A 21,474-nucleotide genomic window follows, 5' to 3' on the forward strand; every position below is an offset into this window, starting at 1 on the left:
ATTAACGGTACTGACGTTTTAAATCATTAAATGAGGTTATTTCACCCTTTATTGCGCTGGCGACCACCGTCGAAGGGCTGCCTAGCCAGACTTTCCCCGGACCTGAGCGGCCAGGAAAATTTCGATTAATGGCGCTGATAGTGACCTGTCCAGCATTCACCGACGATCCGGGGCCGCAGTTTGCGCAGGCACCGCAGGCAGGTTTGAGCAGTATCGCCCCAGCCTGATGGAACGTCTCCAGATACCCTTGCTCGCGACAGTAGTCGTAGACATCCATGGTGCCAAACTGTAGATAGAGCGTCACATCCGGCGGCAGTAGTTTACCCCTGGATAAAGCCCAATCCAGCACCGCATGATATTCATCAAAATCATCCCGCTTGCCCGCAGTACATGAACCGCCGTAGGCAATATCAATTTTAACCGGCTCGCTCAAAGACGACAGCGCCAGCCCATTACCCGGATCGCCCGGCAGTGCAATCATTGGCGCAAGATCGATGCAGTCAATCACCATTGTTGAGGCGTAATGCGCGCCCTCATCGCTACGCATCCACGCTTCAATGGTGAAATCGATTCCGCGACGGGCCTTCAGGAAGGCAACAGTCTGCGCATCGGGCGCCACCAGTCCTGAAACGCCACCCAACTCTGCCACCATATTGGTGAGCGTGGCGCGTTCGTCCACCGATAATCCCTCGACGGCCTCACCACAAAATTCAAAGATTTTGCCAATACCACCTCCCTGACGGATCCACTCCGTTGCCAGCAGGTGCAGTACCATATCTTTCGCGCCAGTGCCTTCCGGCAGCGTACCGGTGAACACTACTTTCACCGTTTCCGGCGGCGTCATACGAAAAGCGCCGGTAACCATGCTGCCTGCCATATCGGTGCTGCCGACGCCCACAGCCAAACAGCCCAGCGCACCACAGTGTGGGGTGTGGGAGTCGGTGCCGATGATAAGCTGCCCAGGCAGGGCGTGGCGCTCCGCCATCAGCGCATGGGAGATACCTTCTGCACCCTCGCCGTCCGGGTTGTATCGGTGTGCCGTCAATCCCCACGTTTGGGTAAACGCCCGGTGAGCCGCCAGCAGGTGTTCCAGGTCGCCGGTAAGCTGCCCGTCAATATGCACTTTGCTTTGATGCATGTACGGCAGGTGATCTTCAAAGGTGATGATCGAATCCGGCTGCCACAGGGTCAGCTCGCGGCCAAAAGTCCGTTTCAGCATATGGCCACACATGGCGGTGTAATACTCATGGATAAAGCGCCAGTCCGGGCGCAGCAGTAGCGCGGTGCCGGGGAAATCGCCCTGCTCCAGACGATGGCGGACAATGATTTTCTCCCCCAGCGTCATCGGTTTCGGCTCGCTCGTGGCGGCTAAAGGCGGCAGACCGCTTTTCTCCATCTGTCCTTTCCACCAGGCCAGCAGCCCGCCGGACTGGATAACGCGTCGGGCGCTCTCTTCCCGGTCAGCAACAATCTCTTCAAGGGTGAGCGCTTCTCCGCGCGCCAGTTTGTCCACCAGCGCCATGTTAGTGGAGGTGAGCAAACCTATGTTATCGGCGTTTTGCCGGTAGATACGTTCAAAACTTTCGGCGATGACCAGCTGTACGCCGGCTGCCTTCTCCGCAACCGGGCTATGCTCGCGGGATGAGCCTTTACCGTAGCGCAGTCCGCCAACCACGACGTTTATCCCTGCCTCAACGATGGCATTTTTTCCTATCGGATTTTCAGCGCCGCACTTCAGGCCCGTCCAGGCGAATGCTCCCAGTCGTTCGTCGTAGTAGGCTAGCGCCGGGATAGGGGTGATTTCATCGGTGGAAATGTTATCGCGCAGCGGCCTGGCCTGCGCCAGCGAAAGAGATTCGCCACGAAGCTGAGCCGTAATTTTGTTCGGGTCTGCCGCCAGGAATAATATTCTGGCCTGAGTTAGCATCAGTTTCATGCGGCGACATCCGTAAGAGCGGCTTCAACGCGGCCGCCCCAGACTGCATAGATGAGCGCGCCTTGCGGCGTTCGCCAGGCGTGCTCGCTGCCTGGTGCGTAGCAGATTAGCTCACCGGGGTGGTAAACACCGTTATCGTCTTCAAAGGTGCCATCCAGAATCAGAAACGTTTCATGCCCCGTATGGAGATGAGATTTTGCAGATGCCCCCGGCGCGCAATGCACTAGCGCGATGCGCTGCCCTGAATCATCCTGAAAAAGTTCAAAAATGCGCGCATCCTTGCGATCAAGCGTGCTGTGGGCTTCCCAGGCGACGCTATCTATATTCTTCAACACCGAAAACAAATTCAGGGTAACGGGCAGACCGTTATTCATTCTCTCTTCTCCCAAAAGCCAGGCGGTATTTATTTGAGCATTGCGATCACTCCAGCAATAGCTTGTTTGTAATACGCTTCGGACTGGGTTGCCCTGGCGATAACAAACGCCCCCTGCATGACTGAAATGAGCGTTAATGCCGTTTGTTTTACATCCAGATCGGCAGAAAATTCACCGGAGGTTTTTCCCTCTTCCAGCACTTTTTCCAGCTCGCCGATCAGCCATTCAAAATTGTTCGCAATGGGTTCACGTAGCGTGTCGTCGCGAATCACTTCGCTATCCTGCGCTAATCCGCCCATCCTGCACCCAGCCAGTACTTCACGTTCACGCAGCAGATAGTCCTTAATTCGCTCACGTGCATTTTTCTCAGCATGCAAAATGGTGGAAATCTCTTTTTGTAGCTCCTCGGCGTTAAGCAGGATCGTCTGTCGGGCCAGATCCGCCTTGCCTTTGAAGTGGTGATACATGCTTCCTTGCCCAACGCCAGAAACCTGTTGTATCTCTTTCGGGCTAGTGTTGGAGTAACCACGGGTCCATAAAAGTTCCTGCATGGTTTTAATCAGTGCGTCTTTGGTTTTCATTTTTGTACCTATTAGTATGTAAAATGGCAATCACTAAATTAGCAAAAAGTTGTTAATATCGACCCTCTCAAATGTTACAGATGTTAATTTTATGTATATGCAATATTCCGATATAAAAATTCCATCACCCCTTTTTGCTCTGCAATAACCACAATAAATGTAGTAAATTCGTTGGGTTACGCTAAAAGTGCATAAGAAAAGCACAGACGAGGCGGTAGTAAAAGCCCTGAAACATGTTGTTTGATCAATATCACCTTCTGGTTTGCCCGATTGTTCTTAATCATCAGGCAAAAGCATAGTGCGATGGCGCTAAATAATATTGTAGTGATAGTAAACAAAACCGGAGGCGGGAAAGAAAAAAGCGAGGAGAGGAGAGACGGCGAGCGGTAAATCCCGCCCGCCGCAGGAAAATTATTTTGCGTCGGTGGCAGTACCGTTAGCATGCCAGTCAAACACGCCGAACTCGAAGCCCTTCAGGTCGCCCTTCTCATCCCATGAGAGCGGCCCCATCACGGTTTCTACCGAATTCGCTTTCAGCCAGGTGGCAATCTCCGCCGGATCGGCTGACTGGTTCAGGCCCGCTTGCAGAGACTGCAACGCTGCGTAGGTGGTCCACACGAACGCACCGCTTGGATCCTGTTTCTTCGCCTTGATGGCATCCACCACTGGTTTGTTCGCAGGTACCTGGTCGTAGTTCTTCGGCTTGGTCACCAGCAGGCCTTCGGCAGATTCACCCGCGATGTTAGACAGGGAAACGTTCGCCACGCCTTCTGGGCCCATGAACTGAGTCTTCAGACCCGCCGCACGCGCCTGACGCAGGATCTGCCCCATTTCCGGGTGATAGCCGCCGTAGTAAACGAAGTCGATATTCTCTTTCTTCAGACGCGCCACCAGGGTAGAGAAATCTTTCTCGCCGGCGGTGATACCGTCAAAGAACACCACGTTGGCGTTCGCTTTTTTCAGGTTGTCCTGCACCGCGCGCGCCAGGCCTTCACCGTACTGCTGTTTATCATGAACAATCGCGATGCGCTGCGGCTTCACTTTTTCCACGATGTATTTCGCGGCGGTTGGGCCCTGATCGGAGTCCAGACCGGTGGTGCGCAGGATCAGCTTGTAGCCGCGTGCGGTCAGCTCGGGTGCCGTCGCTGCCGGGGTGATCATCAGAATGCCTTCGTCTTCGTAGATGTCAGACGCGGGCTGCGTGGAGGAGGAGCACAGGTGACCGATAACGTATTTGATGCCGTCGTTCACCACTTTGTTCGCCACCGCGACCGCCTGTTTCGGGTCACAGGCATCGTCATATTTTACGATTTGCAGCTTTTCGCCCTTGATACCGCCCTTAGCATTAATGTCTGCAACCGCCTGTTCCGCGCCCGTAAATTCCTGGTCGCCGTACTGTGCTACCGGACCGGACATCGCGCCCACCACGGCCACTTTAATATCGGCCTGCGCCATGGTGCTGAATGCCAACGCGATACATCCTGCCAGTAACGCTTTACCCTTCATATTCATCCTGAGATTCCCCATTATTATGGTTATAACGATTGTTGTGATGTTGTTGTGTAGCGCTTTATTTCAGTTATAGGCCTGCTGCTCGCGCTTTTTCAGCATACTCTGCTAAAACATACCCCATTTTTATGATTTTGGAATAGCTAATTTGAAATGAAAATATGATACGCCCGACCGTTATTTCAGCCGGGCGTTTGGCTTTATCGTGTCAGCGAGGCGGAAATAATATCCAGCGCTTTACGGAACTGTGCTTCGGGGATGGTAAGCGGATAGAGAAAACGGATCACGTTGCCGTAAACGCCGCAGCTCAGGAGCAACAGCCCTTCGTTCAGCGCGCGCTCCTGAACCTGGCGGGTAAATTCCGGCGACGGCTGCCCGGTTTGCGGATCGGTAAATTCCACCGCCACCATTGAGCCCTGCGCGCGGATATCGGCGATATACGGACAGCCATCCTTCGCTTTGTTCAGCACCTCGACCAGATGATGGCCGAGATGAGACGCGCGCGTGCAGAGGTTGTCTTCGTCAATCACGTCCAGCACCGCATGGGCCGCGGCGATCGCCAGCGGGTTACCCGCGTAGGTACCGCCCAATCCGCCAGGCGCAGGCGCATCCATCACCTCGGCACGGCCCGATACCGCTGAGAGCGGCATTCCGCCCGCCAGGCTTTTCGCCATGGTGATGAGGTCCGGCTTCACGCAATGGTTTTCCATGGAGAACAGCTTGCCGGTGCGGGCGAAGCCGGTTTGTACTTCATCGGCAATCAGCAAAATACCGTGCGTGTCGCACAGGGCACGCAGCGCCTGCATGAAATCAGCGGGCGCGACGTTGAACCCGCCTTCCCCCTGAACCGGTTCAATAATGATGGCCGCCACCTGATCGGGCGCGATGTCGGCTTTGAAAATGCGCTCCAGGCTTTTTAGCGCTTCGGCGGTACTGACCCCGTGCAGGTCGTTGGGGAATTGCGCGTGGTATACCGAGCCGGGGAACGGGCCGAAGCCGAGCTTATAGGGCGCCACTTTGCCGGTCAGCGCCATGGTCATAAAGGTACGACCATGGAACGCGCCGCCGAAGGTGATGAGGCCGGGACGTCTGGTATACGCGCGGGCAATTTTCACCGCGTTTTCGACCGCTTCTGCACCGGTTGAGAAAAAGGCGGTTTTGGCCGGTCCCTCTATCGGTACGCGCTGGTTGATGCGCTCGGCAAGCGCCACATAGCCTTCGTAGGGGACGATTTGATAAGCGGTATGGGTAAAGGCGTGAAGCTGTTTTTCGATGGCAGCGATAACTTTTGGATGGCGATGGCCGGTATTCAGCACGGCGATCCCGGCGGCAAAATCAATATACTCGTTACCTTCCACGTCCCACACCGTGGCGTTTTCGGCTTTATCGGCATAGAAGTGACACATGACGCCGATACCGCGCGGCGTTGCCTGGATACGTCGGTCATTCAGTTCGTTATTTTTCACCCTGATCCCCTGAGAATGTCGCCTGCTTAGCGCACCAGTAAGTGTTTGCCAGGGGGGAGAAATTCGCCAGAGCGGGCGCTAAAAAAACAGAACCCCCGAATTTGCATTCGAGGGTTATCGGGGACTTCGCCTGAATTACGCTTCGATAGCGGCGCGAAGTTTTTTCATGGCGTTCTTCTCAAGCTGACGCACACGTTCAGCGGAGACGCCGTAGCGGTCGGCCAGCTCCTGCAAGGTGGACTTGTTATCTTCGTCCAGCCAGCGGGCACGGATGATATCCTGGCTACGCTCGTCGAGGCCTTCCATCGCGAAGGTCAGCTTGTTTGCCGCCTGGTCTTCCCAGTTATCCTCTTCAATGCCATCAGCAAAGTTAGAGGTTTTATCCTGAAGATACAGGACCGGGGCCATCGGCTGGCTGTCGGACGCATCGTCGTCGGCAGACATATCAAACGTCATGTCCTGCGCGGCCATACGGGATTCCATCTCGCGGACGTCTTTGCTGGAAACGCCCAGCTCGCGCGCGACCATTTCCACTTCATCCTGATTGAACCAGCCCAGACGCTGCTTGGTTTTACGCAGGTTGAAGAACAGTTTGCGCTGCGCTTTCGTCGTGGCGACCTTCACAATACGCCAGTTACGCAGAACGTATTCGTGAATTTCCGCTTTGATCCAGTGCACGGCGAAGGAGACCAGTCGCACACCCACTTCCGGGTTAAAGCGACGCACCGCTTTCATCAGGCCAATGTTACCTTCCTGAATCAAGTCCGCCTGCGGCAGGCCGTAGCCCGCGTAATTACGAGCAACGTGAACAACAAAGCGCAGGTGAGACAGGATCAGCGTTTTAGCTGCTTCCAGATCGCCCTGGTAATGCAGCTTTTCAGCAAGCTCCTTTTCTTCCTCAGCCGTTAACATCGGCCAGGTGTTCGCAGCCCGGATGTAAGATTCCAGGTTACCAACAGGGGCTAAAGCTAAAGTTTGCATTTCTTTGGTCATTCATTCCTCTCAATGTTTCTTCTGGTCCAGGTTGTCCCCGTCAGGCAACAACCATGCCAAAGCGTTTGAGCAACGAGATTAGCATTCACTCTTTTATCAGACAGTGATTTTATCCACAAGTTCCAGGTGCAACCGTGAATAAATTACGCACAAAATGTGACATGAAGATGATTACAGGGGAAGAGACGACAGGGACGCTTTCCCTGCAAGCGAACATCTCGGTGCAGGGAAAGATTATATCACGCTTTTATTAGTCGGGAGTAAAGTGGCGTAAATGTTGAACCGTTGCCAGCCATGCCGCTATCCAGCCGATCATGGAGCAGACCAGCAGCAAAAGCAGGCACTCATCGAAGCCTAAACCACTGATATCAAACTTCGTTCCAAAAACCTGCGCCACTTCGGTGACGGCAGACGAAAGCCGCATCACCAAAATTTCTGACAATATCAGTGAAAGAAATGCGCCGGAAAAACCGAGCAGCGCGCCACCATAAAGGAACGGACGCAGGATGAAACCATCCGTTGCACCAATCAGCTTCTGCACGTTGATGGTATCGCGACGGGCGAAGATGCTCAGGCGAACGCTGTTACCGATGACGAGGAAGACCGCCGCCACCATCAGCACGCCAATCATCGCCGACACGCGTCCTACCAGCCCGGTCAGGGCGGCAAGACGGGCAAACCAGCTGTCGTCCATGCGCACTTCATCAATCCCATTGATGCGGGTAATGCGGTCGCGCAGGGTGTTGAGCGAATCCGTGCCCTGGAAATCCAGCTTCGGGATCACCACCGCCACGGCGGGCAGCGGGTTCTCTTCGAGCATATCCAGCGCCCCGCCGAACCCGGACCAGTTGCGGAACTCGCCCAGCGCTTCATCGCGAGAAAGATAGTTCACCTTCTCCACGCCCTGTTCAGCCTGAATCTGCCCGACCACCTGCGCCGCCGCGTTATCGTCGAGCGCTTTATCCAGATAAACGGTGATCTGCGGCGACGGATAATACTGTGACGCCGCCTGGTTAACGTTTTTGTAAACCATATAGCAGACGCTCGGCAGCGTCAGGGAGATGGCAATCACCATCACCGTCAGGAACGTCGCCAGCGGTTTGCTTTTCAGATCCTGCAACGCGCCCTGGAAGGCGTAGCGCACCTGTTCGTTAAAGACGTTGGTTTTGCGGGAGTTCGGCTTCGGTGTCGCTTTGGCACGCTTAGGCGCATGGCGATTGCCGTCCCCGCCGCCCTGAGGCTTGCGGAAACGGTCAAACCGGTTGCTGAACTGCCGAATCTGGTTCATTGCATCACGCTTATTCACCGTGGCCTCCGTGCAAATGCCCGTCGCTCAGGGTCAGCATGCGGTACGAACGACGGGAGATCAGCCCCATATCGTGCGTCGCCATCAGTACCGTTACCCCCACGCGGTTAAATTCCTCAAACAGACGCAGGATGCCTTCGGAGAGGGCATCGTCCAGGTTACCGGTCGGTTCATCCGCCAGCAAAACGGCTGGCTTGTTCACCACCGCACGGGCAATGCCCACGCGCTGCTGCTCACCGCCGGACAGCTGGATAGGGAAGTTCTTCGCTTTGTCCAGCAGCCCGACCTTATCCAGCGCCGCAGAGACGCGACGGCGGATATCATCGTAACTGGCGCCAGCAATAATCAGCGGGATCGCGACGTTATCGAAAACCGTGCGATCCATCAGCAGGTGGTGATCCTGGAAAATCATGCCGATCTGACGACGCAGAAACGGCACTTCACGGTTCTTAAGACGGCTAATGTCATGGCCGCTGAACCAGATTTTCCCGGCGCTTGGCCGCTCGATCCCACAGATCAGCTTGAGCAGGGTACTTTTCCCCGCGCCGGAATGGCCGGTCAGGAATGCCATCTCGCCTGGCTGGAGGTGAAATGTCACCCCCTGTAGCGCTTGTCTCCCACCGAGATAGGCCTTGCTGACGTGTTCAAAGCGAATCATTGTTAGTCCTCTCGGGCAAAAAGTGCCTCAATAAAGTCGTCCGCTTTAAACGGACGTAAATCCTCAATACGCTCGCCCACACCGATGTAACGGATAGGAATGCCGAACTGGTCGGCCACAGAGAAGATCACCCCGCCTTTCGCGGTGCCGTCCAGCTTGGTCAGTGTGATCCCGGTCAGTCCTACCGCTTCATGGAACAGCTTCGCCTGGCTAATGGCGTTCTGTCCGGTGCTGGCGTCGATAGTCAGCATAATTTCATGCGGTGCCTCTTCGTCCAGCTTCTTCATGACGCGAACGATTTTCTTCAGTTCTTCCATCAGGTGCGATTTGTTCTGCAAACGCCCTGCGGTATCCGCAATCAGCACGTCCACGTTACGCGACTTCGCCGCCTGGATGGCATCGAAAATCACGGACGCAGAATCCGCGCCGGTGTGCTGGGCAATCACCGGAATGTTATTGCGCTGGCCCCACACCTGGAGCTGCTCCACCGCGGCCGCACGGAAGGTATCGCCCGCCGCCAGCATCACCGATTTGCCCTGCTGCTCAAACTGGCGCGCCAGCTTGCCGATGGTGGTGGTTTTACCCACGCCGTTGACGCCAACCATCAAAATAACAAAGGGCATTTTGCCTTCAATATTAAGCGGTTCGTCAACTTTTGCGAGAATTTCGCCCATCTCATCTTTCAGCAGGCCGTACAGCGCCTCGGCGTCACGCAGTTGCTTGCGGCTCGCCCCTTCGGTCAGGTTGGTGATGATCTTCCGGGTGGTTTCCACGCCCACGTCCGCGATCAGCAGCTGTTCTTCCAACTCCTCAAACAGATCGTCGTCGATTTTTTTGCCGCGGAACAGACTGATAAATCCGGAACCTAAGTTTTCTTTGGTTTTTAACAGGCTGCGTTTCAGGCGCGCGAAGAAACCTTCTTTGGTTGGTTTTTCCTGCTCCTGAGCGATCTCGTCTTCGGCCTGCTCTTCTACCGGCACAACAATGACCGCTTCTTCAGCGGCTTCCGCCGCCAGCGCCTGGGCTTCCAGCTCTTCGTCGGTCAGTTCAGGCTCAAGGGCCGCTTCTTCTTCCACCGCCTCAACAATTTCAACGGTTTCCGCTTCGGCCTGCCACTCTTCGGCAGAAACCTCTTCGGTGTTCACCTCTTCCGGCAGCGGCAGCGCTTCGTGTTCGATAGCGGCCTGCGGCGCTTCGGTAAGGGTTTCTACCATAACCGGCTCTGGTTTTTCGCTCTCCTGAACCTGTTCAGTAACCTCGACCACCTCTTCAGCAAAGGATTCAATCTCTTCTTTGCTGTGCGCTGGTTCTTCCGCTTCGACAATCGCAGCGGTTTCGACAGGCGTTTCAGGCTGTGACTGCTCTTCTACAACCTGTTGTTCTTCGGTTTTCTGTTCTGTTTCTTGCTCTTTTTCACCGAAACCCAACCAGGAAAAGAAGCCACGTTTTTTTTGTTTTGCCATCTGCGACTACACTCCTCGCGGCGCTATATACAGGGAAGCTAAAAAAATGATGAAATAGTCTAACACTTTACTTAATTGACATCACCGCCCGCAATCGCAGGGCATTGTTAACAGAGCTTTCCTGAGATGAAGAAACCCACCCGCGCCCCGGCCGGTCAAATTCGAATTATCGGCGGTCAGTGGCGAGGCCGGAAATTACCGGTGCCGGACAGCCCCGGTTTACGCCCTACCACGGACCGCGTACGCGAGACGCTGTTTAACTGGCTTGCCCCGTCAATGGTAGACGCCAACTGCCTGGACTGCTTCGCCGGAAGCGGCGCACTGGGGCTGGAAGCGCTGTCTCGCTATGCCGCCAGCGCCACGCTGCTGGAGATGGAACGCGGCGTTGCGCAGACGTTGCAGCAAAATTTAGCTACGCTGAAGGCAACCAACGCGAAGGTAGTGAACACCAACACGCTGAGCTTCCTCGCGCAAAAGGGGACGCCGTTCAACGTGGTGTTTGTCGATCCGCCGTTCCGTAAAGGGCTGCTGGAAGAGACATTATCGTTGCTGGAAAAAAATGGCTGGCTGGCAGACGACGCGCTGATTTACGTTGAAAGCGAAGTGGAAAATGGCCTGCCGCCCGTTCCCGTTCACTGGGATCTGCACCGCGAAAAGGTCGCCGGTCAGGTGGCTTATCGTCTGTATCACCGTCAGGCACAAGGAGTATCCGATGCCAGTACTGATTAACGTAGGGCGCTTGCTGATGCTGGGCGTCTGGGCATTTTTGATTTTGAATCTGGTGCACCCATTCCCGCGCCCGCTGAATATCTTTGTTAACGTGGCGCTGATTTTTACCGCGTTTATGCATGCCTTACAGATGGTGATGCTGAAAAACGGTCTGCCGAAAGATGGCCCACCGATGACCGGCTGGCAGCAGCTGCGGGTGTTTATTTTCGGCGTGTTTGAGCTGCTGGTGTGGATGAAGAAGTTTAAGGCGCAGGTGAAGAAGTAAGTTGCGGTGTGATGCCCGGTGGCGCGCAGCGATCCGGGCCTACAAAACCCCGTAGGCCGGGCAAACGCAGCGCCGCCCGGCGTCACAGCTCCGGTTCAAACCCTTCAAACCGCGACCCTTTGTAGCTCAACGTACCTTTCTCTCCCACTGTCAGCTGGTGATACTGCTGCGCCTCCAGGCGGAAGGTCATCTCCAGCCCGCCGGTTTCCGGCTTAAAGCTTGCTTCATAGCGCATCGTTGTCCCCGCAGGCGTCACCTGCTGCTGGCGAGAGCGGCGGTCATTAAGCGGTTTCTCGCGTTTGTTCGCCACCACCACGCGCTTATGCAACAGCGGCGCGGCATCGTTGTCGGCCTTCTCACGGCGCTGCTGCACGAAGCGAAACGAGGCGGCAATGACGATGATCGCCACCACGATAATGAAAAACAGCGGCATCTTGCTCATTGGAAAATCCCATCAGATTATGCGGAATTCAGGATACCTCGCCTGCCCCGGCATTGCCAAACGCCCGCTCGCGTCACTACACTGGATCAGAAACTGATTATTCAGCCTCAACAGTTACAGGGAGTTAATATGCTTTGGTCATTTATCGCTGTCTGTTTTTCCGCATGGCTTTATGTCGATGCGTCCTACCGTGGCCCAGCCTGGCAGCGCTGGTTGTTTAAACCCGTCACGCTATTGCTCCTGCTGTTGCTTGCCTGGCAGGCCCCCATGTTCAACGCCATCAGCTATCTGGTCCTCGCCGGGCTGTGTGCCTCCCTGATTGGCGATGCCTTAACCCTGCTGCCGCGCCAGCGCCTGCTGTACGCCGTAGGGGCGTTCTTCCTGTCGCATCTGCTTTACACCATCTATTTTGCCAGCCAGATGACGCTCTCCATCTTCTGGCCGCTGCCGCTGGTGCTGCTGGTGATTGGCGCCCTGTTGATCGCGGTGATCTGGTCGCGTCTGGAGGAGATGCGTCTGCCGGTGTGTACCTTTATCGCCATGACGCTGGTGATGGTGTGGCTGGCCGGTGAGCTGTGGTTCTTCCGCCCAACCTCACAGGCAATGTCTGCCTTCTTCGGGGCCGCGCTGCTGCTGCTCGGCAATATCGTCTGGCTGGGTAGCCACTATCGCCGCCGCTTCCGCGCGGATAATGCGATTTCCGCTGCCTGTTACTTCGCCGGACACTTCCTGATCGTGCGTTCGCTGTATATCTAAATAACGCTTGACTCTGGAGTCGACTCCAGAGTGTATGCTGCGGTTAATGAGAAAATTATCATTACCGGAGACTGCCATGTCGACTCCAGAAACACCTAAAAAAGTTCCCCAGTTCTCGGCACTTAAGCTCAGCCCGGTTCCGGCAAAAGGCGACTGCTGCTGCGAAGGAACGTGCGAAACACCAATCCAAACGCTTCCTGAAAGCGGCAACCGCTACAGCTGGGTAGTCAACGGTATGGACTGCGCGGCCTGCGCCCGCAAAGTGGAAAATGCGGTGAAGCAGGTAGCGGGCGTGAACCACGTTCAGGTCCTGTTCGCCACCGAAAAGCTGATGGTCAGCGCCGAAAAAGACGTCAGCAAGCAGGTTGAAGCCGCCGTCAGCAAGGCGGGCTATACCCTGCGCAGCGAAACGGCACCTGCCGAAAAAACCTCTCCCCTGAAAGAAAACCTGCCGCTCATTACCCTCATCATCATGATGGCCCTGAGCTGGGGGCTGGAACAGGTTAACCACCCGTTCGGCAACCTGGCGTTTATCGCCACCACGCTGGTCGGCCTGTTCCCCATTGCCCGACAGGCGCTACGCCTGATGCGGAGCGGAAGCTGGTTTGCCATCGAAACGCTGATGAGCGTGGCGGCCATCGGCGCGCTGTTCATTGGCGCGACGGCGGAAGCGGCGATGGTGCTGCTGCTGTTCTTAATCGGCGAACGCCTTGAAGGCTGGGCGGCGAGTCGGGCGCGTAAGGGGGTGAGCGCGCTGATGGCGCTGAAGCCGGAAACCGCCACACGTGTGATAGACGATACTCGTGAAACGGTCGCCATTAACGCCCTGCGCCCGGGCGACGTGATTGAAGTGCCCGCAGGTGGACGCCTGCCGGCCGATGGGGCGCTCGTTACCGCCACCGCGAGCTTTGACGAAAGCGCCCTGACCGGGGAATCCATTCCTGTAGAGCGAGCGGCGGGTGAAAAAGTCCCTGCCGGAGCCACCAGCGTCGACCGCCTGGTGCAGCTTACGGTGCTTTCTGAACCGGGCGACAGCGCCATCGACCGTATCCTGAAGCTGATCGAAGAGGCCGAGGAGCGCCGCGCGCCGGTCGAACGCTTTATCGACCGCTTCAGCCGGATTTACACGCCCGCCATCATGCTGGTGGCGCTGCTGGTCACCGTCGTTCCACCGCTGTTCTTCGGCGCGCCGTGGGAGGGCTGGATTTATAAAGGGCTGACCCTGCTGCTGATCGGCTGCCCGTGCGCACTGGTGATTTCCACCCCGGCAGCGATTACCTCCGGGCTGGCAGCGGCGGCACGCCGCGGGGCGCTGATTAAGGGCGGCGCGGCGCTGGAACAGCTGAGCCAGATCCAGCACATCGCCTTCGATAAAACCGGTACGCTGACCGTCGGCAAACCGCAGGTAACCGGGGTGTATCCGCAGGACATCAGCGAAAAGGAACTGCTTAGCCTGGCCGCCGCCGTGGAGCAGGGCTCCACCCACCCGCTTGCGCAGGCGATCGTGCGGGAAGCGCAGGCGCGCGGGCTGGCTATTCCTTCAGCAACCGCTCAACGAGCGCTGGTCGGTTCAGGGATTGAAGCCGTGGTCGAGGACAAAAAAGTGCTGATTGTCGCGGCGGGCACGCGCTCTACGCCACAGGTTGAGGCGCTGGAGCAGGCCGGTCAGACGGTCGTTACCGTGATGCAGGACGGCGTACCGATGGGCATGCTGGCCCTGCGCGACACCCTGCGTGACGATGCGAGAGACGCCGTCGAGGCGCTGCACAGGCTGGGCGTGCAGGGCGTGATCCTGACCGGCGATAACCCGCGCGCGGCGGCCGCAATTGCCGACGAGCTGGGGCTGGCGTTTAAGGCCGGATTACTGCCTGCGGACAAGGTCAGCGCGGTAACTGAACTGAACAGCCATGCCCCGCTGGCGATGGTCGGTGACGGGATAAACGATGCCCCGGCGATGAAAGCCTCAACCATTGGCATTGCCATGGGCAGCGGCACCGACGTGGCGCTGGAGACCGCCGACGCGGCGCTAACGCACAACCGCCTGACCGGGCTGGCGCAGATGATAGATCTTGCGCGGGCGACGCGGACCAACATTCGTCAGAACATCGGCATTGCGCTGGGGCTGAAGGGCATTTTCCTGGTCACTACGCTGCTCGGCATGACCGGACTGTGGCTGGCGGTGCTGGCGGATACCGGAGCGACGGTGCTGGTCACGGCGAACGCATTGAGGTTATTACGACGCCACTAAAAACGCCCGGTGGCGGCTGCGCCTTACCGGGCCTACAACGGCTCTGAACCGTAGGCCGGGTAAGGCGCAGCCGCCACCCGGCAAACAACGGCGTCACTGCATCCCTAACATCCTCGGCAGCCACAATGATATCGCCGGGATATACGTCACCATCCCCAGCACCACCAGCAGGATGCCGTAGAACGGCAGCATCGCCCGCACCACGGTTTCAATCTTCTGCTTGCTCACCGCGCTCGCCACAAACAGCACCGACCCAACCGGCGGGGTGATCAGCCCGATCCCCAGGTTAACCATCATGATCATCCCGAAGTGCACCGGGTCGATCCCCAGCGCGTTGGTCACCGGCAGCAGCACCGGCGTCAGGATCAGAATGATCGGTGCCATGTCCATCAGCGTGCCAATCAGCAGTAGCATGACGTTGAGATACATCAGGATCACGTACTTGTTATCGGAGAGCGACGTGAAGAACTCGGTGATGCGCATCGGCAGCTGCATGTAAGTCATTACCGCGCCAAACGCCGCGGCAAAGCCGATTAAAATCATCACGATGGTGACGGTTTTCACCGTGCGGCACATCAGCTTCGGCAGTTCGCTCCATTTGTAGTCGCGGTAGATAAACATGGTGACGAAAAACGCCCACAGGCAGGCCACAGCGGCAGATTCGGTGGCGGTAAAAATCCCGGACAAGATCCCGCCGAGGATAATCACCACCGTCATCAGCCCCCACAGGGCATCGAGCATGATTTTCAGCGCCTGCCTGAACGGGATTTTCTCCCCCTTCGGGTAGCCGCGCTTGCGGGCGAAGCACAGGCAGAGCACCATCAGGCTCACGCCCAGCAGCAGGCCCGGCAATACGCCCGCGATAAACAGCGTGGCGATGGAGACCGTGCCCCCCGCCGCCAGGGAGTAAATCACCGAGTTGTGGCTGGGCGGGATTAAAATCGCCTGTACCGACCCGCTGGCCGTTACCGCCGCCGCGTATTCGCGCGGGTAGCCCTTCTTCTCCATCTCCGGGATCATCACGCTGCCGATGGACGCCGTATCCGCCACCGACGAGCCGGAAATCGCGCCGAAGAACGTTGAAGCCACGATGTTCACCAGCGACAGCCCGCCGCGAATAAAGCCGACAAACACGTACGCGAAGTTAACCAGCCGTCGGGCAATGCCCCCTTCTGCCATGATCGCCCCGGCAAGGATGAAGAACGGGATCGCCAGCAGCGTGAATTTGTTCACCCCGCTGGTGATCTGGATCATCAGCGCCTCCAGCGGCAGGTCAATCCACAGCGCGCCCGCGACGGCGCTCAGGCCCACGGCGAAGGCCACCGGCATCCCCAGCGCCAGCAAAATGGCGAGGGTGAATAACAAAATAAAAGCATCCATTGTTCACCCCTTAACTGTGGTTGCCGATCAGCACGACCGGACGGTTTTCCTGCGAGCCAAACAGCAGGCGTTCAAGCACAAACAGGATCAAAATCGCCGATCCGACAGGCAGCGGCAGATAGCTCTCGCCGGAGGTCAGGAGCGGAAACTCCGCCACCGGCTGCTCCCACAGCTCGACGCACAGCCAGTAGCTGTACCAGCACATCAGGCCAGAGATCAGCAGCATCAGCAGGTCCACCGCCCGCGCGCACAGCCTTTGCAGCGATGCAGGCAGACGGTCGGTGAGCATGTTGACCGCAATATGCGATCCGGCGCGGTAGCTCACCGCCGCGCCGATAAAGGTAAACGTCACCATGCAGATAATGGCGACGGGCTCCGGCCAGGATTCGCCGCGGTTGAGCACGTAGCGTGAGAAGATGCCGATGGGGATGACAATCGTCATCACCAGCAGCGAGACACCCGCCACCGCCATGGCGAGCAGGTACAGACGGTCCATCCACTTCAGGTAGAGTTCGGACATACGTACTCCGGATCACTGAACGTCGGCGATGGCTTTCATCAGATCCTGATGCTTGTCGCCATACTGCGCGCGCACCGGCTCTGTCGCCTTGATAAACACCGTTTTATCAATATCGTGGAACTGCACGCCGCCGGCCTTCATTTTCGCCAGCGCCTGGTCGTTATAGGCATTCCACAGTTTGCGCTGCTCTAACTGCGCTTCACGGGCCAGTGTCAGGATCTTCTGCTGCTCGTCAGCGCTCAGCTTGTCCCATTTCACTTTGGAGTAGAGCAGCATTTCCGGGGTGATGAAGTGGCCGCTCAGCGTGTAGTTTTTCGCAACCGGCATATAGTTGTGGGCGACAAAGGTTGGCGGGTTGTTCTCCGCACCGTCAATCACCCCGGTCTGCATGCCGCTGTACACCTCGCTGACGCCCATCGCGATTGCGTTCGCCCCCATCGCTTTCAGCGTGGCCAGCGCCACCGGACTACCCTGCACGCGGATTTTCTTCCCTTTCAGATCGTCCGGCTTGACGATCGGCTCTTTGGTGATCAGGTTGCGGGTGCCGGAGTCCATCCAGCCGAGGAACACCAGACGAGATTTCGGGTTGGCGGTGAGCTTGTCGCCGATCTGCTTGCCGATATCCCCGTCGATCACCTTGTGCATGTGGTCCTCATCGCGGAACACGTAGGGCAGCGTAAACACTTCGATATCCGGCAGGATGGCGGCAACCGGCGCCATGGAGACGCGGATCATATCAATCGCCCCCATCTGCGCCTGCTCAATCATCTGCTTTTCATCCCCCAGCACGCCGCCGGGAAAGACCTTAATCTCCAGCTTGCCGTCGGTTTGTTGTTTGAGTTTTTCACCCATCTGCTGAACCGCCACCACGTTCGGGTAGCCTTCAGGATGCACATCGGCGGCCTTAATGGTTTGCGCGGAAACGGTGCAGGCAAAAGCAGACAGGCACAGAGCGGCCAGTAACGGCTTGAGGGTCGTTTTCATTCAGTCAACTCCAGGGTAGTGAGATAAGCGTTAAAACGGTGTTTTAGTTTTTGACGTTTAAAAATTAGACTACGGCTGGAAAAGGGAGGGTGAAGCGCCTCACAAAAGCGCGAAATTTTGAAACGATGGTTCGAAATTGTGATGGGTGCTTGTCGGGTGGCGGCTGCGCCTTACTCGACCTACTACACCCGTAGGCCCGTGCAAGCGAAGCGCCGCCGGGCTTCAGGCCGCACTTACCCCTTACGAATCACATACCGGTACGGCAGGGTTTCTGTTTGCTGCGCCACCAGCTCGTGTTCCATAAAGGTACAAAAGCCGGGGATATCGCGGGTGGTGGCCGGATCGTCAGCGACGATCAGCAGCGTTTCGCCGCTCTGCATGTTACGTACGGTTTTACGCACCATCATTACCGGCTCCGGGCAACGGAGGCCCTGGGCGTCAAGCGTGTGGTCTGGGCTGGAAAACAGATCGGTCATTTTCTTCTCGTTCAGGTAAAAACGGCTGTAGTTTACGCCCCGCTATCGTCAATGCAAACCAGGTTAACGATTGCGTGAAAATTAGCCATTGCAAAGTGCGGTTAAAGCAGTATCATGCGGCGGCTTTATTGGGTTCCCTCACCCCAAATATTAATCAAAAAGGTACAATATGAACTCCTTTACACAATCGCAGCGCGTCAAAGCGTTGTTCTGGCTTTCGCTATTTCATCTGCTGGTGATCATCTCCAGTAACTATCTGGTACAGCTCCCTATCTCCATTTTTGGTTTCCATACCACCTGGGGCGCGTTCAGTTTTCCGTTTATTTTCCTCGCGACCGATTTAACCGTGCGTATCTTTGGCGCACCGCTGGCGCGGCGGATTATTTTCGCGGTGATGATCCCGGCGCTGTTCGTTTCTTACGCCATCTCCTCCCTGTTTTACATGGGTAGCTGGCAGGGCGTTGAAGCGCTAACGCATTTCAACCTGTTCGTCGCGCGTATTGCCGCCGCCAGCTTTATGGCCTATGCCCTGGGGCAGATCCTCGATGTTCACGTCTTTAACCGCCTGCGTCAGAATCATCGCTGGTGGATGGCACCGACGGCCTCGACGCTGTTCGGTAACGTGAGCGATACGCTGGCCTTCTTCTTCATTGCCTTCTGGCGCAGCCCGGACGCCTTCATGGCAGAACACTGGATGGAAATCGCCCTCGTGGACTACGCCTTTAAGGTGCTTATCAGCCTGGTTTTCTTCCTGCCGATGTACGGCGTGCTGTTGAATATGCTGCTGAAAAGGCTGGCAGATAAATCTGAAATCGCCGCATTACAGGCAGGTTAAGGGTTCGCTTTATCAGTTGTGATAAGATGAACGAATGAGCCGCTATGGCCGTTTATCGAAAGGAAGAAGTCAATGCGCAATCTGGTTAAATATGTCGGGATTGGCCTGCTGGTTGTTGGCCTTGCAGCCTGTGATAACAGCGACACCAAAACGCCTGCTCAGGGCGCGTCAGCAGAAAGCAACGCCACCGGTCAGCCGGTGAGCCTGATGGATGGCAAACTCAGTTTCTCTCTGCCCGCGGATATGACCGATCAGAGCGGTAAACTGGGCACCCAGGCGAACAACATGCACGTCTATTCCGATGCCACCGGCCAAAAAGCGGTCATTGTGATTGTCGGTGACGATACCAGCGAAGATCTCGGCGTGCTGGCCAAACGTCTGGAAGACCAGCAGCGCAGCCGCGACCCGCAGCTTCAGGTGGTCACCAACAAGTCGATTGAACTGAAAGGCCACACGCTGCAACAGCTGGACAGCATCATCTCCGCCAAAGGCCAGACCGCGTACTCCTCCGTGGTGCTCGGCAAGGTGGATAATAAACTGCTGACCATGCAGATCACCCTGCCAGCAGACAATCAGCAGAAAGCGCAGAGCGCCGCTGAAAACATCATTAACACCCTCGTGATCCAGTAATCGTTCATGGGGTACCGTGGCCTCCGTCGCTTGCGCCGGGGGCCATTTTTTTGCCACGACTTTCAGACTAACGCTCCAGACGAAGCATTTCCGGCGCACTACAATTAACGAGCCCCCCGGAAAAAGGAATTCTTATGACTGCCAGCCCGCCCGATAAAGCCGGACTTCATATTTTACTCAAACTCGCCTGCCTGGTGGTTATCCTTGCGGGTATCCACGCGGCAGCGGATATCATTGTTCAGCTTCTGCTGGCGCTGTTTTTCGCCATCGTCCTCAACCCGCTGGTGACATGGTTTTTACGCCGGGGCATCAGCCGCCCGGTCGCCATCACCATTGTGGTTATCGTAATGCTGATTGTGCTGACGGCGCTGTTCGGCGTGCTCGCCGCCTCGCTGAGTGAATTTTCCACTATGCTGCCGCAGTACAATAAAGAGCTGACGCGCAAGCTGGTCGATCTCCAGCGAATGATGCCGTTCGTTAATCTGCATATTTCACCGGAGCGAATGCTGCGCCGGATGGATTCCGAGAAGGTCATGACCTACGCCACCACGTTAATGACCGGGCTTTCCGGGGCGATGGCCAGCATTCTGCTGCTGGTGATGACGGTGGTGTTTATGCTGTTCGAAGTGCGCCACGTGCCGTACAAGCTGCGTTTTGCCCTGAACAATCCGCAGATCCACATTGCCGGCTTGCACCGCGCGCTGAAGGGCGTGTCCAAATATCTGGCGCTGAAAACCCTGCTTAGCCTGTGGACCGGCGTGATTGTCTGGCTGGGGCTGGTACTGCTGGACGTGCAGTTCGCGCTGATGTGGGGCGTGCTGGCGTTTTTACTGAACTACGTGCCCAATATCGGCGCGGTGCTTTCTGCCGTCCCGCCGATGATCCAGGCGTTCCTGTTTAACGGTTTTTATGAGTGCATGCTGGTGGGGGCGCTGTTCCTCGTCGTGCATATGGTACTGGGCAATATTCTCGAACCGCGCATGATGGGCCACCGCCTGGGCATGTCGACGATGGTGGTGTTTTTATCATTACTGATCTGGGGATGGCTCCTGGGACCGGTGGGCATGTTGCTCTCCGTACCGCTCACCAGCGTCTGTAAAATCTGGATGGAAACCACCAAAGGAGGCAGTAAACTCGCCATTCTGCTGGGGCCGGGTCGGCCAAAAAGCCGTTTGCCGGGATAACCGGGTGAGCAATGTGGCGCTTTAGATTATATTATGGGGGAAGCCCGCCCGATTGATTGCGAATTTATACAGAGCAATAACTTTGCCTTTGGCGGCATCAATACCTCGATAATCATTAAACGCTGGGCGTAACTATGTACCAGTTTGTACTGGGAAAGATCTCCACCCTTAGCGCGGACCCGCTGGCGTCAACGCTCGCAGACATGGCACCTCAGGGTGCGCGACACGCTTCCTGGCTTGCAGGCCGGACGCTGCTCGCCAGAACCTTATCCCCTTCTCCGCTTCCCGAGATAATCTACGGCGAGCAGGGGAAACCGGCCTTCGCTAACGGTCATCCACTGTGGTTTAACCTGAGCCACAGCGGGGACGACATTGCCCTGCTGCTGAGCGATGAAGGTGAAGTTGGCTGCGATATTGAAGCGATTCGTCCGCGCGCGAACTGGCAGGCGCTGGCGAATGCCGTCTTCAGCCTTACCGAACATGCCGAGCTGGAACGTGAAGCGCCGGAAGAGCAGCTTTCCGCCTTCTGGCGCATCTGGACGCGCAAAGAGGCCATCGTCAAGCAGCGTGGCGGCAGCGCGTGGCAGATTGTCAGCATTGACAGCACCGCCCAGTCGCTTCCGGTCAGCCAGCTACGCTTCGGCTCGCTGAGCCTGGCGGTCTGTACCCCTACCCCCTTCACCCTGACGGCAGAATCAATCGCTTATTGCGGTACCTCTGCGGCATAAAAAAACGGCCA

Annotated in this window: 22 protein-coding genes and 1 pseudogene; 9 read left to right on the forward strand and 14 right to left on the reverse strand. The window is 56.8% G+C overall.

Annotated features, from left to right (window positions below; translation table 11 throughout):
• Position 1: 1 nt before the first annotated feature.
• The 9 genes from E0L16_RS12590 to ftsY all read right to left on the reverse strand — a co-directional run bounded on the left by E0L16_RS12590 (position 2) and on the right by ftsY (position 10,286).
• Entirely contained in the window at positions 2–1,936 is a 1,935-nt protein-coding gene (locus E0L16_RS12590; RefSeq protein WP_131637041.1) for an aconitase family protein, read from the reverse strand.
• Complete coding sequence (locus E0L16_RS12595; RefSeq protein WP_107534122.1) at positions 1,933–2,310, reverse strand: cupin domain-containing protein; 378 nt, start codon at positions 2,308–2,310, stop codon at positions 1,933–1,935. The genes E0L16_RS12590 and E0L16_RS12595 overlap by 4 nt, the downstream gene beginning before the upstream one ends.
• Positions 2,311–2,339: 29 nt before the next feature.
• Complete coding sequence (locus E0L16_RS12600; protein WP_107534124.1) at positions 2,340–2,891, reverse strand: TetR/AcrR family transcriptional regulator; 552 nt, start codon at positions 2,889–2,891, stop codon at positions 2,340–2,342.
• Between the two features lie 411 nt (positions 2,892–3,302).
• Positions 3,303–4,403 carry a branched chain amino acid ABC transporter substrate-binding protein LivJ gene (livJ, locus tag E0L16_RS12605; protein ID WP_015571474.1) on the reverse strand — a complete coding sequence of 367 codons (1,101 nt, stop codon included), beginning with the start codon at positions 4,401–4,403 and terminating at the stop codon, positions 3,303–3,305.
• Between the two features lie 197 nt (positions 4,404–4,600).
• Positions 4,601–5,866 carry a 4-aminobutyrate--2-oxoglutarate transaminase gene (locus tag E0L16_RS12610; protein ID WP_102750273.1) on the reverse strand — a complete coding sequence of 422 codons (1,266 nt, stop codon included), beginning with the start codon at positions 5,864–5,866 and terminating at the stop codon, positions 4,601–4,603.
• Between the two features lie 135 nt (positions 5,867–6,001).
• Positions 6,002–6,859 (reverse strand): RNA polymerase sigma factor RpoH, encoded by an 858-nt coding sequence (gene rpoH, locus E0L16_RS12615; protein ID WP_000159624.1) that lies wholly within the window; start codon positions 6,857–6,859, stop codon positions 6,002–6,004.
• 250 nt (positions 6,860–7,109) lie between these two features.
• Entirely contained in the window at positions 7,110–8,165 is a 1,056-nt protein-coding gene (gene ftsX, locus E0L16_RS12620; RefSeq protein WP_063449549.1) for a permease-like cell division protein FtsX, read from the reverse strand.
• Positions 8,158–8,823 (reverse strand): cell division ATP-binding protein FtsE, encoded by a 666-nt coding sequence (ftsE, locus tag E0L16_RS12625; protein ID WP_063449550.1) that lies wholly within the window; start codon positions 8,821–8,823, stop codon positions 8,158–8,160. The genes ftsX and ftsE overlap by 8 nt, the downstream gene beginning before the upstream one ends.
• Before the next feature lie 2 nt (positions 8,824–8,825).
• Positions 8,826–10,286: a signal recognition particle-docking protein FtsY gene (gene ftsY / locus E0L16_RS12630; protein WP_131637042.1), complete on the reverse strand. Its 1,461-nt coding sequence runs from the start codon at positions 10,284–10,286 to the stop codon at positions 8,826–8,828.
• A 126-nt stretch (positions 10,287–10,412) separates the two neighbouring features.
• Between ftsY and rsmD the strand changes: the two genes are divergently transcribed.
• Both rsmD and E0L16_RS12640 read left to right on the forward strand, forming a co-directional pair.
• Positions 10,413–11,015 (forward strand): 16S rRNA (guanine(966)-N(2))-methyltransferase, encoded by a 603-nt coding sequence (gene rsmD / locus E0L16_RS12635; protein ID WP_131637043.1) that lies wholly within the window; start codon positions 10,413–10,415, stop codon positions 11,013–11,015.
• Positions 10,999–11,280, forward strand: coding sequence for a DUF1145 family protein (locus E0L16_RS12640; protein WP_063449553.1), 282 nt, complete (start codon positions 10,999–11,001; stop codon positions 11,278–11,280). Before rsmD ends, E0L16_RS12640 begins: the two co-directional genes overlap by 17 nt.
• Before the next feature lie 82 nt (positions 11,281–11,362).
• Here the strand turns inward: E0L16_RS12640 and E0L16_RS12645 are convergent, their stop codons facing one another.
• A complete protein-coding gene (locus tag E0L16_RS12645; protein ID WP_063865367.1) occupies positions 11,363–11,722 on the reverse strand; it encodes a DUF2500 domain-containing protein in 360 nt (119 codons plus the stop codon).
• Between the two features lie 129 nt (positions 11,723–11,851).
• Here E0L16_RS12645 and E0L16_RS12650 point away from each other — a divergent pair, with 129 nt between their 5' ends.
• On the forward strand, positions 11,852–12,478 hold the full coding sequence (locus tag E0L16_RS12650; protein WP_063865366.1) for a lysoplasmalogenase: 627 nt from the start codon (positions 11,852–11,854) through the stop codon (positions 12,476–12,478).
• Between the two features lie 76 nt (positions 12,479–12,554).
• Complete coding sequence (zntA, locus tag E0L16_RS12655; RefSeq protein ID WP_131637044.1) at positions 12,555–14,726, forward strand: Zn(II)/Cd(II)/Pb(II) translocating P-type ATPase ZntA; 2,172 nt, start codon at positions 12,555–12,557, stop codon at positions 14,724–14,726.
• A 93-nt stretch (positions 14,727–14,819) separates the two neighbouring features.
• Here zntA and E0L16_RS12660 read toward each other — a convergent pair whose 3' ends face one another.
• The 4 genes from E0L16_RS12660 to tusA all read right to left on the reverse strand — a co-directional run bounded on the left by E0L16_RS12660 (position 14,820) and on the right by tusA (position 18,086).
• Positions 14,820–16,106, reverse strand: a complete 1,287-nt coding sequence (locus tag E0L16_RS12660; protein ID WP_131637045.1) for a TRAP transporter large permease — start codon at positions 16,104–16,106, stop codon at positions 14,820–14,822.
• Positions 16,107–16,116: 10 nt separating this feature from the next.
• Positions 16,117–16,626 (reverse strand): TRAP transporter small permease, encoded by a 510-nt coding sequence (locus E0L16_RS12665; protein ID WP_131637046.1) that lies wholly within the window; start codon positions 16,624–16,626, stop codon positions 16,117–16,119.
• 12 nt (positions 16,627–16,638) lie between these two features.
• Positions 16,639–17,610: a TRAP transporter substrate-binding protein gene (locus tag E0L16_RS12670; protein ID WP_063865363.1), complete on the reverse strand. Its 972-nt coding sequence runs from the start codon at positions 17,608–17,610 to the stop codon at positions 16,639–16,641.
• A gap of 233 nt (positions 17,611–17,843) precedes the next feature.
• Positions 17,844–18,086: a sulfurtransferase TusA gene (gene tusA, locus E0L16_RS12675; protein WP_023307136.1), complete on the reverse strand. Its 243-nt coding sequence runs from the start codon at positions 18,084–18,086 to the stop codon at positions 17,844–17,846.
• Positions 18,087–18,255: 169 nt separating this feature from the next.
• On the opposite strand from tusA, the gene E0L16_RS12680 reads away from it, so the two are divergent.
• From E0L16_RS12680 to acpT, 5 genes and pseudogenes are all read left to right on the forward strand, one after another.
• Positions 18,256–18,921, forward strand: a complete 666-nt coding sequence (locus E0L16_RS12680) for a 7-cyano-7-deazaguanine/7-aminomethyl-7-deazaguanine transporter (RefSeq protein ID WP_063449994.1) — start codon at positions 18,256–18,258, stop codon at positions 18,919–18,921.
• 72 nt (positions 18,922–18,993) lie between these two features.
• Entirely contained in the window at positions 18,994–19,551 is a 558-nt protein-coding gene (locus E0L16_RS12685) for a DcrB family lipoprotein (protein WP_063865362.1), read from the forward strand.
• 134 nt (positions 19,552–19,685) lie between these two features.
• The gene (locus E0L16_RS12690) at positions 19,686–20,735 is read left to right on the forward strand and encodes an AI-2E family transporter (protein WP_063865361.1); all 1,050 of its coding nucleotides are present in this window, start codon (positions 19,686–19,688) and stop codon (positions 20,733–20,735) included.
• Positions 20,736–20,867: pseudogene (locus tag E0L16_RS22220) on the forward strand (beta-ketoacyl-ACP synthase); the annotation flags it as partial.
• A 2-nt stretch (positions 20,868–20,869) separates the two neighbouring features.
• A complete protein-coding gene (gene acpT, locus E0L16_RS12695; RefSeq protein ID WP_112792227.1) occupies positions 20,870–21,463 on the forward strand; it encodes a 4'-phosphopantetheinyl transferase AcpT in 594 nt (197 codons plus the stop codon).
• The last annotated feature ends 11 nt before the right edge of the window (positions 21,464–21,474 follow it).

Origin of the sequence: Enterobacter quasihormaechei (genome assembly GCF_004331385.1) — a bacterium.
Classification (GTDB): domain Bacteria; phylum Pseudomonadota; class Gammaproteobacteria; order Enterobacterales; family Enterobacteriaceae; genus Enterobacter; species Enterobacter quasihormaechei.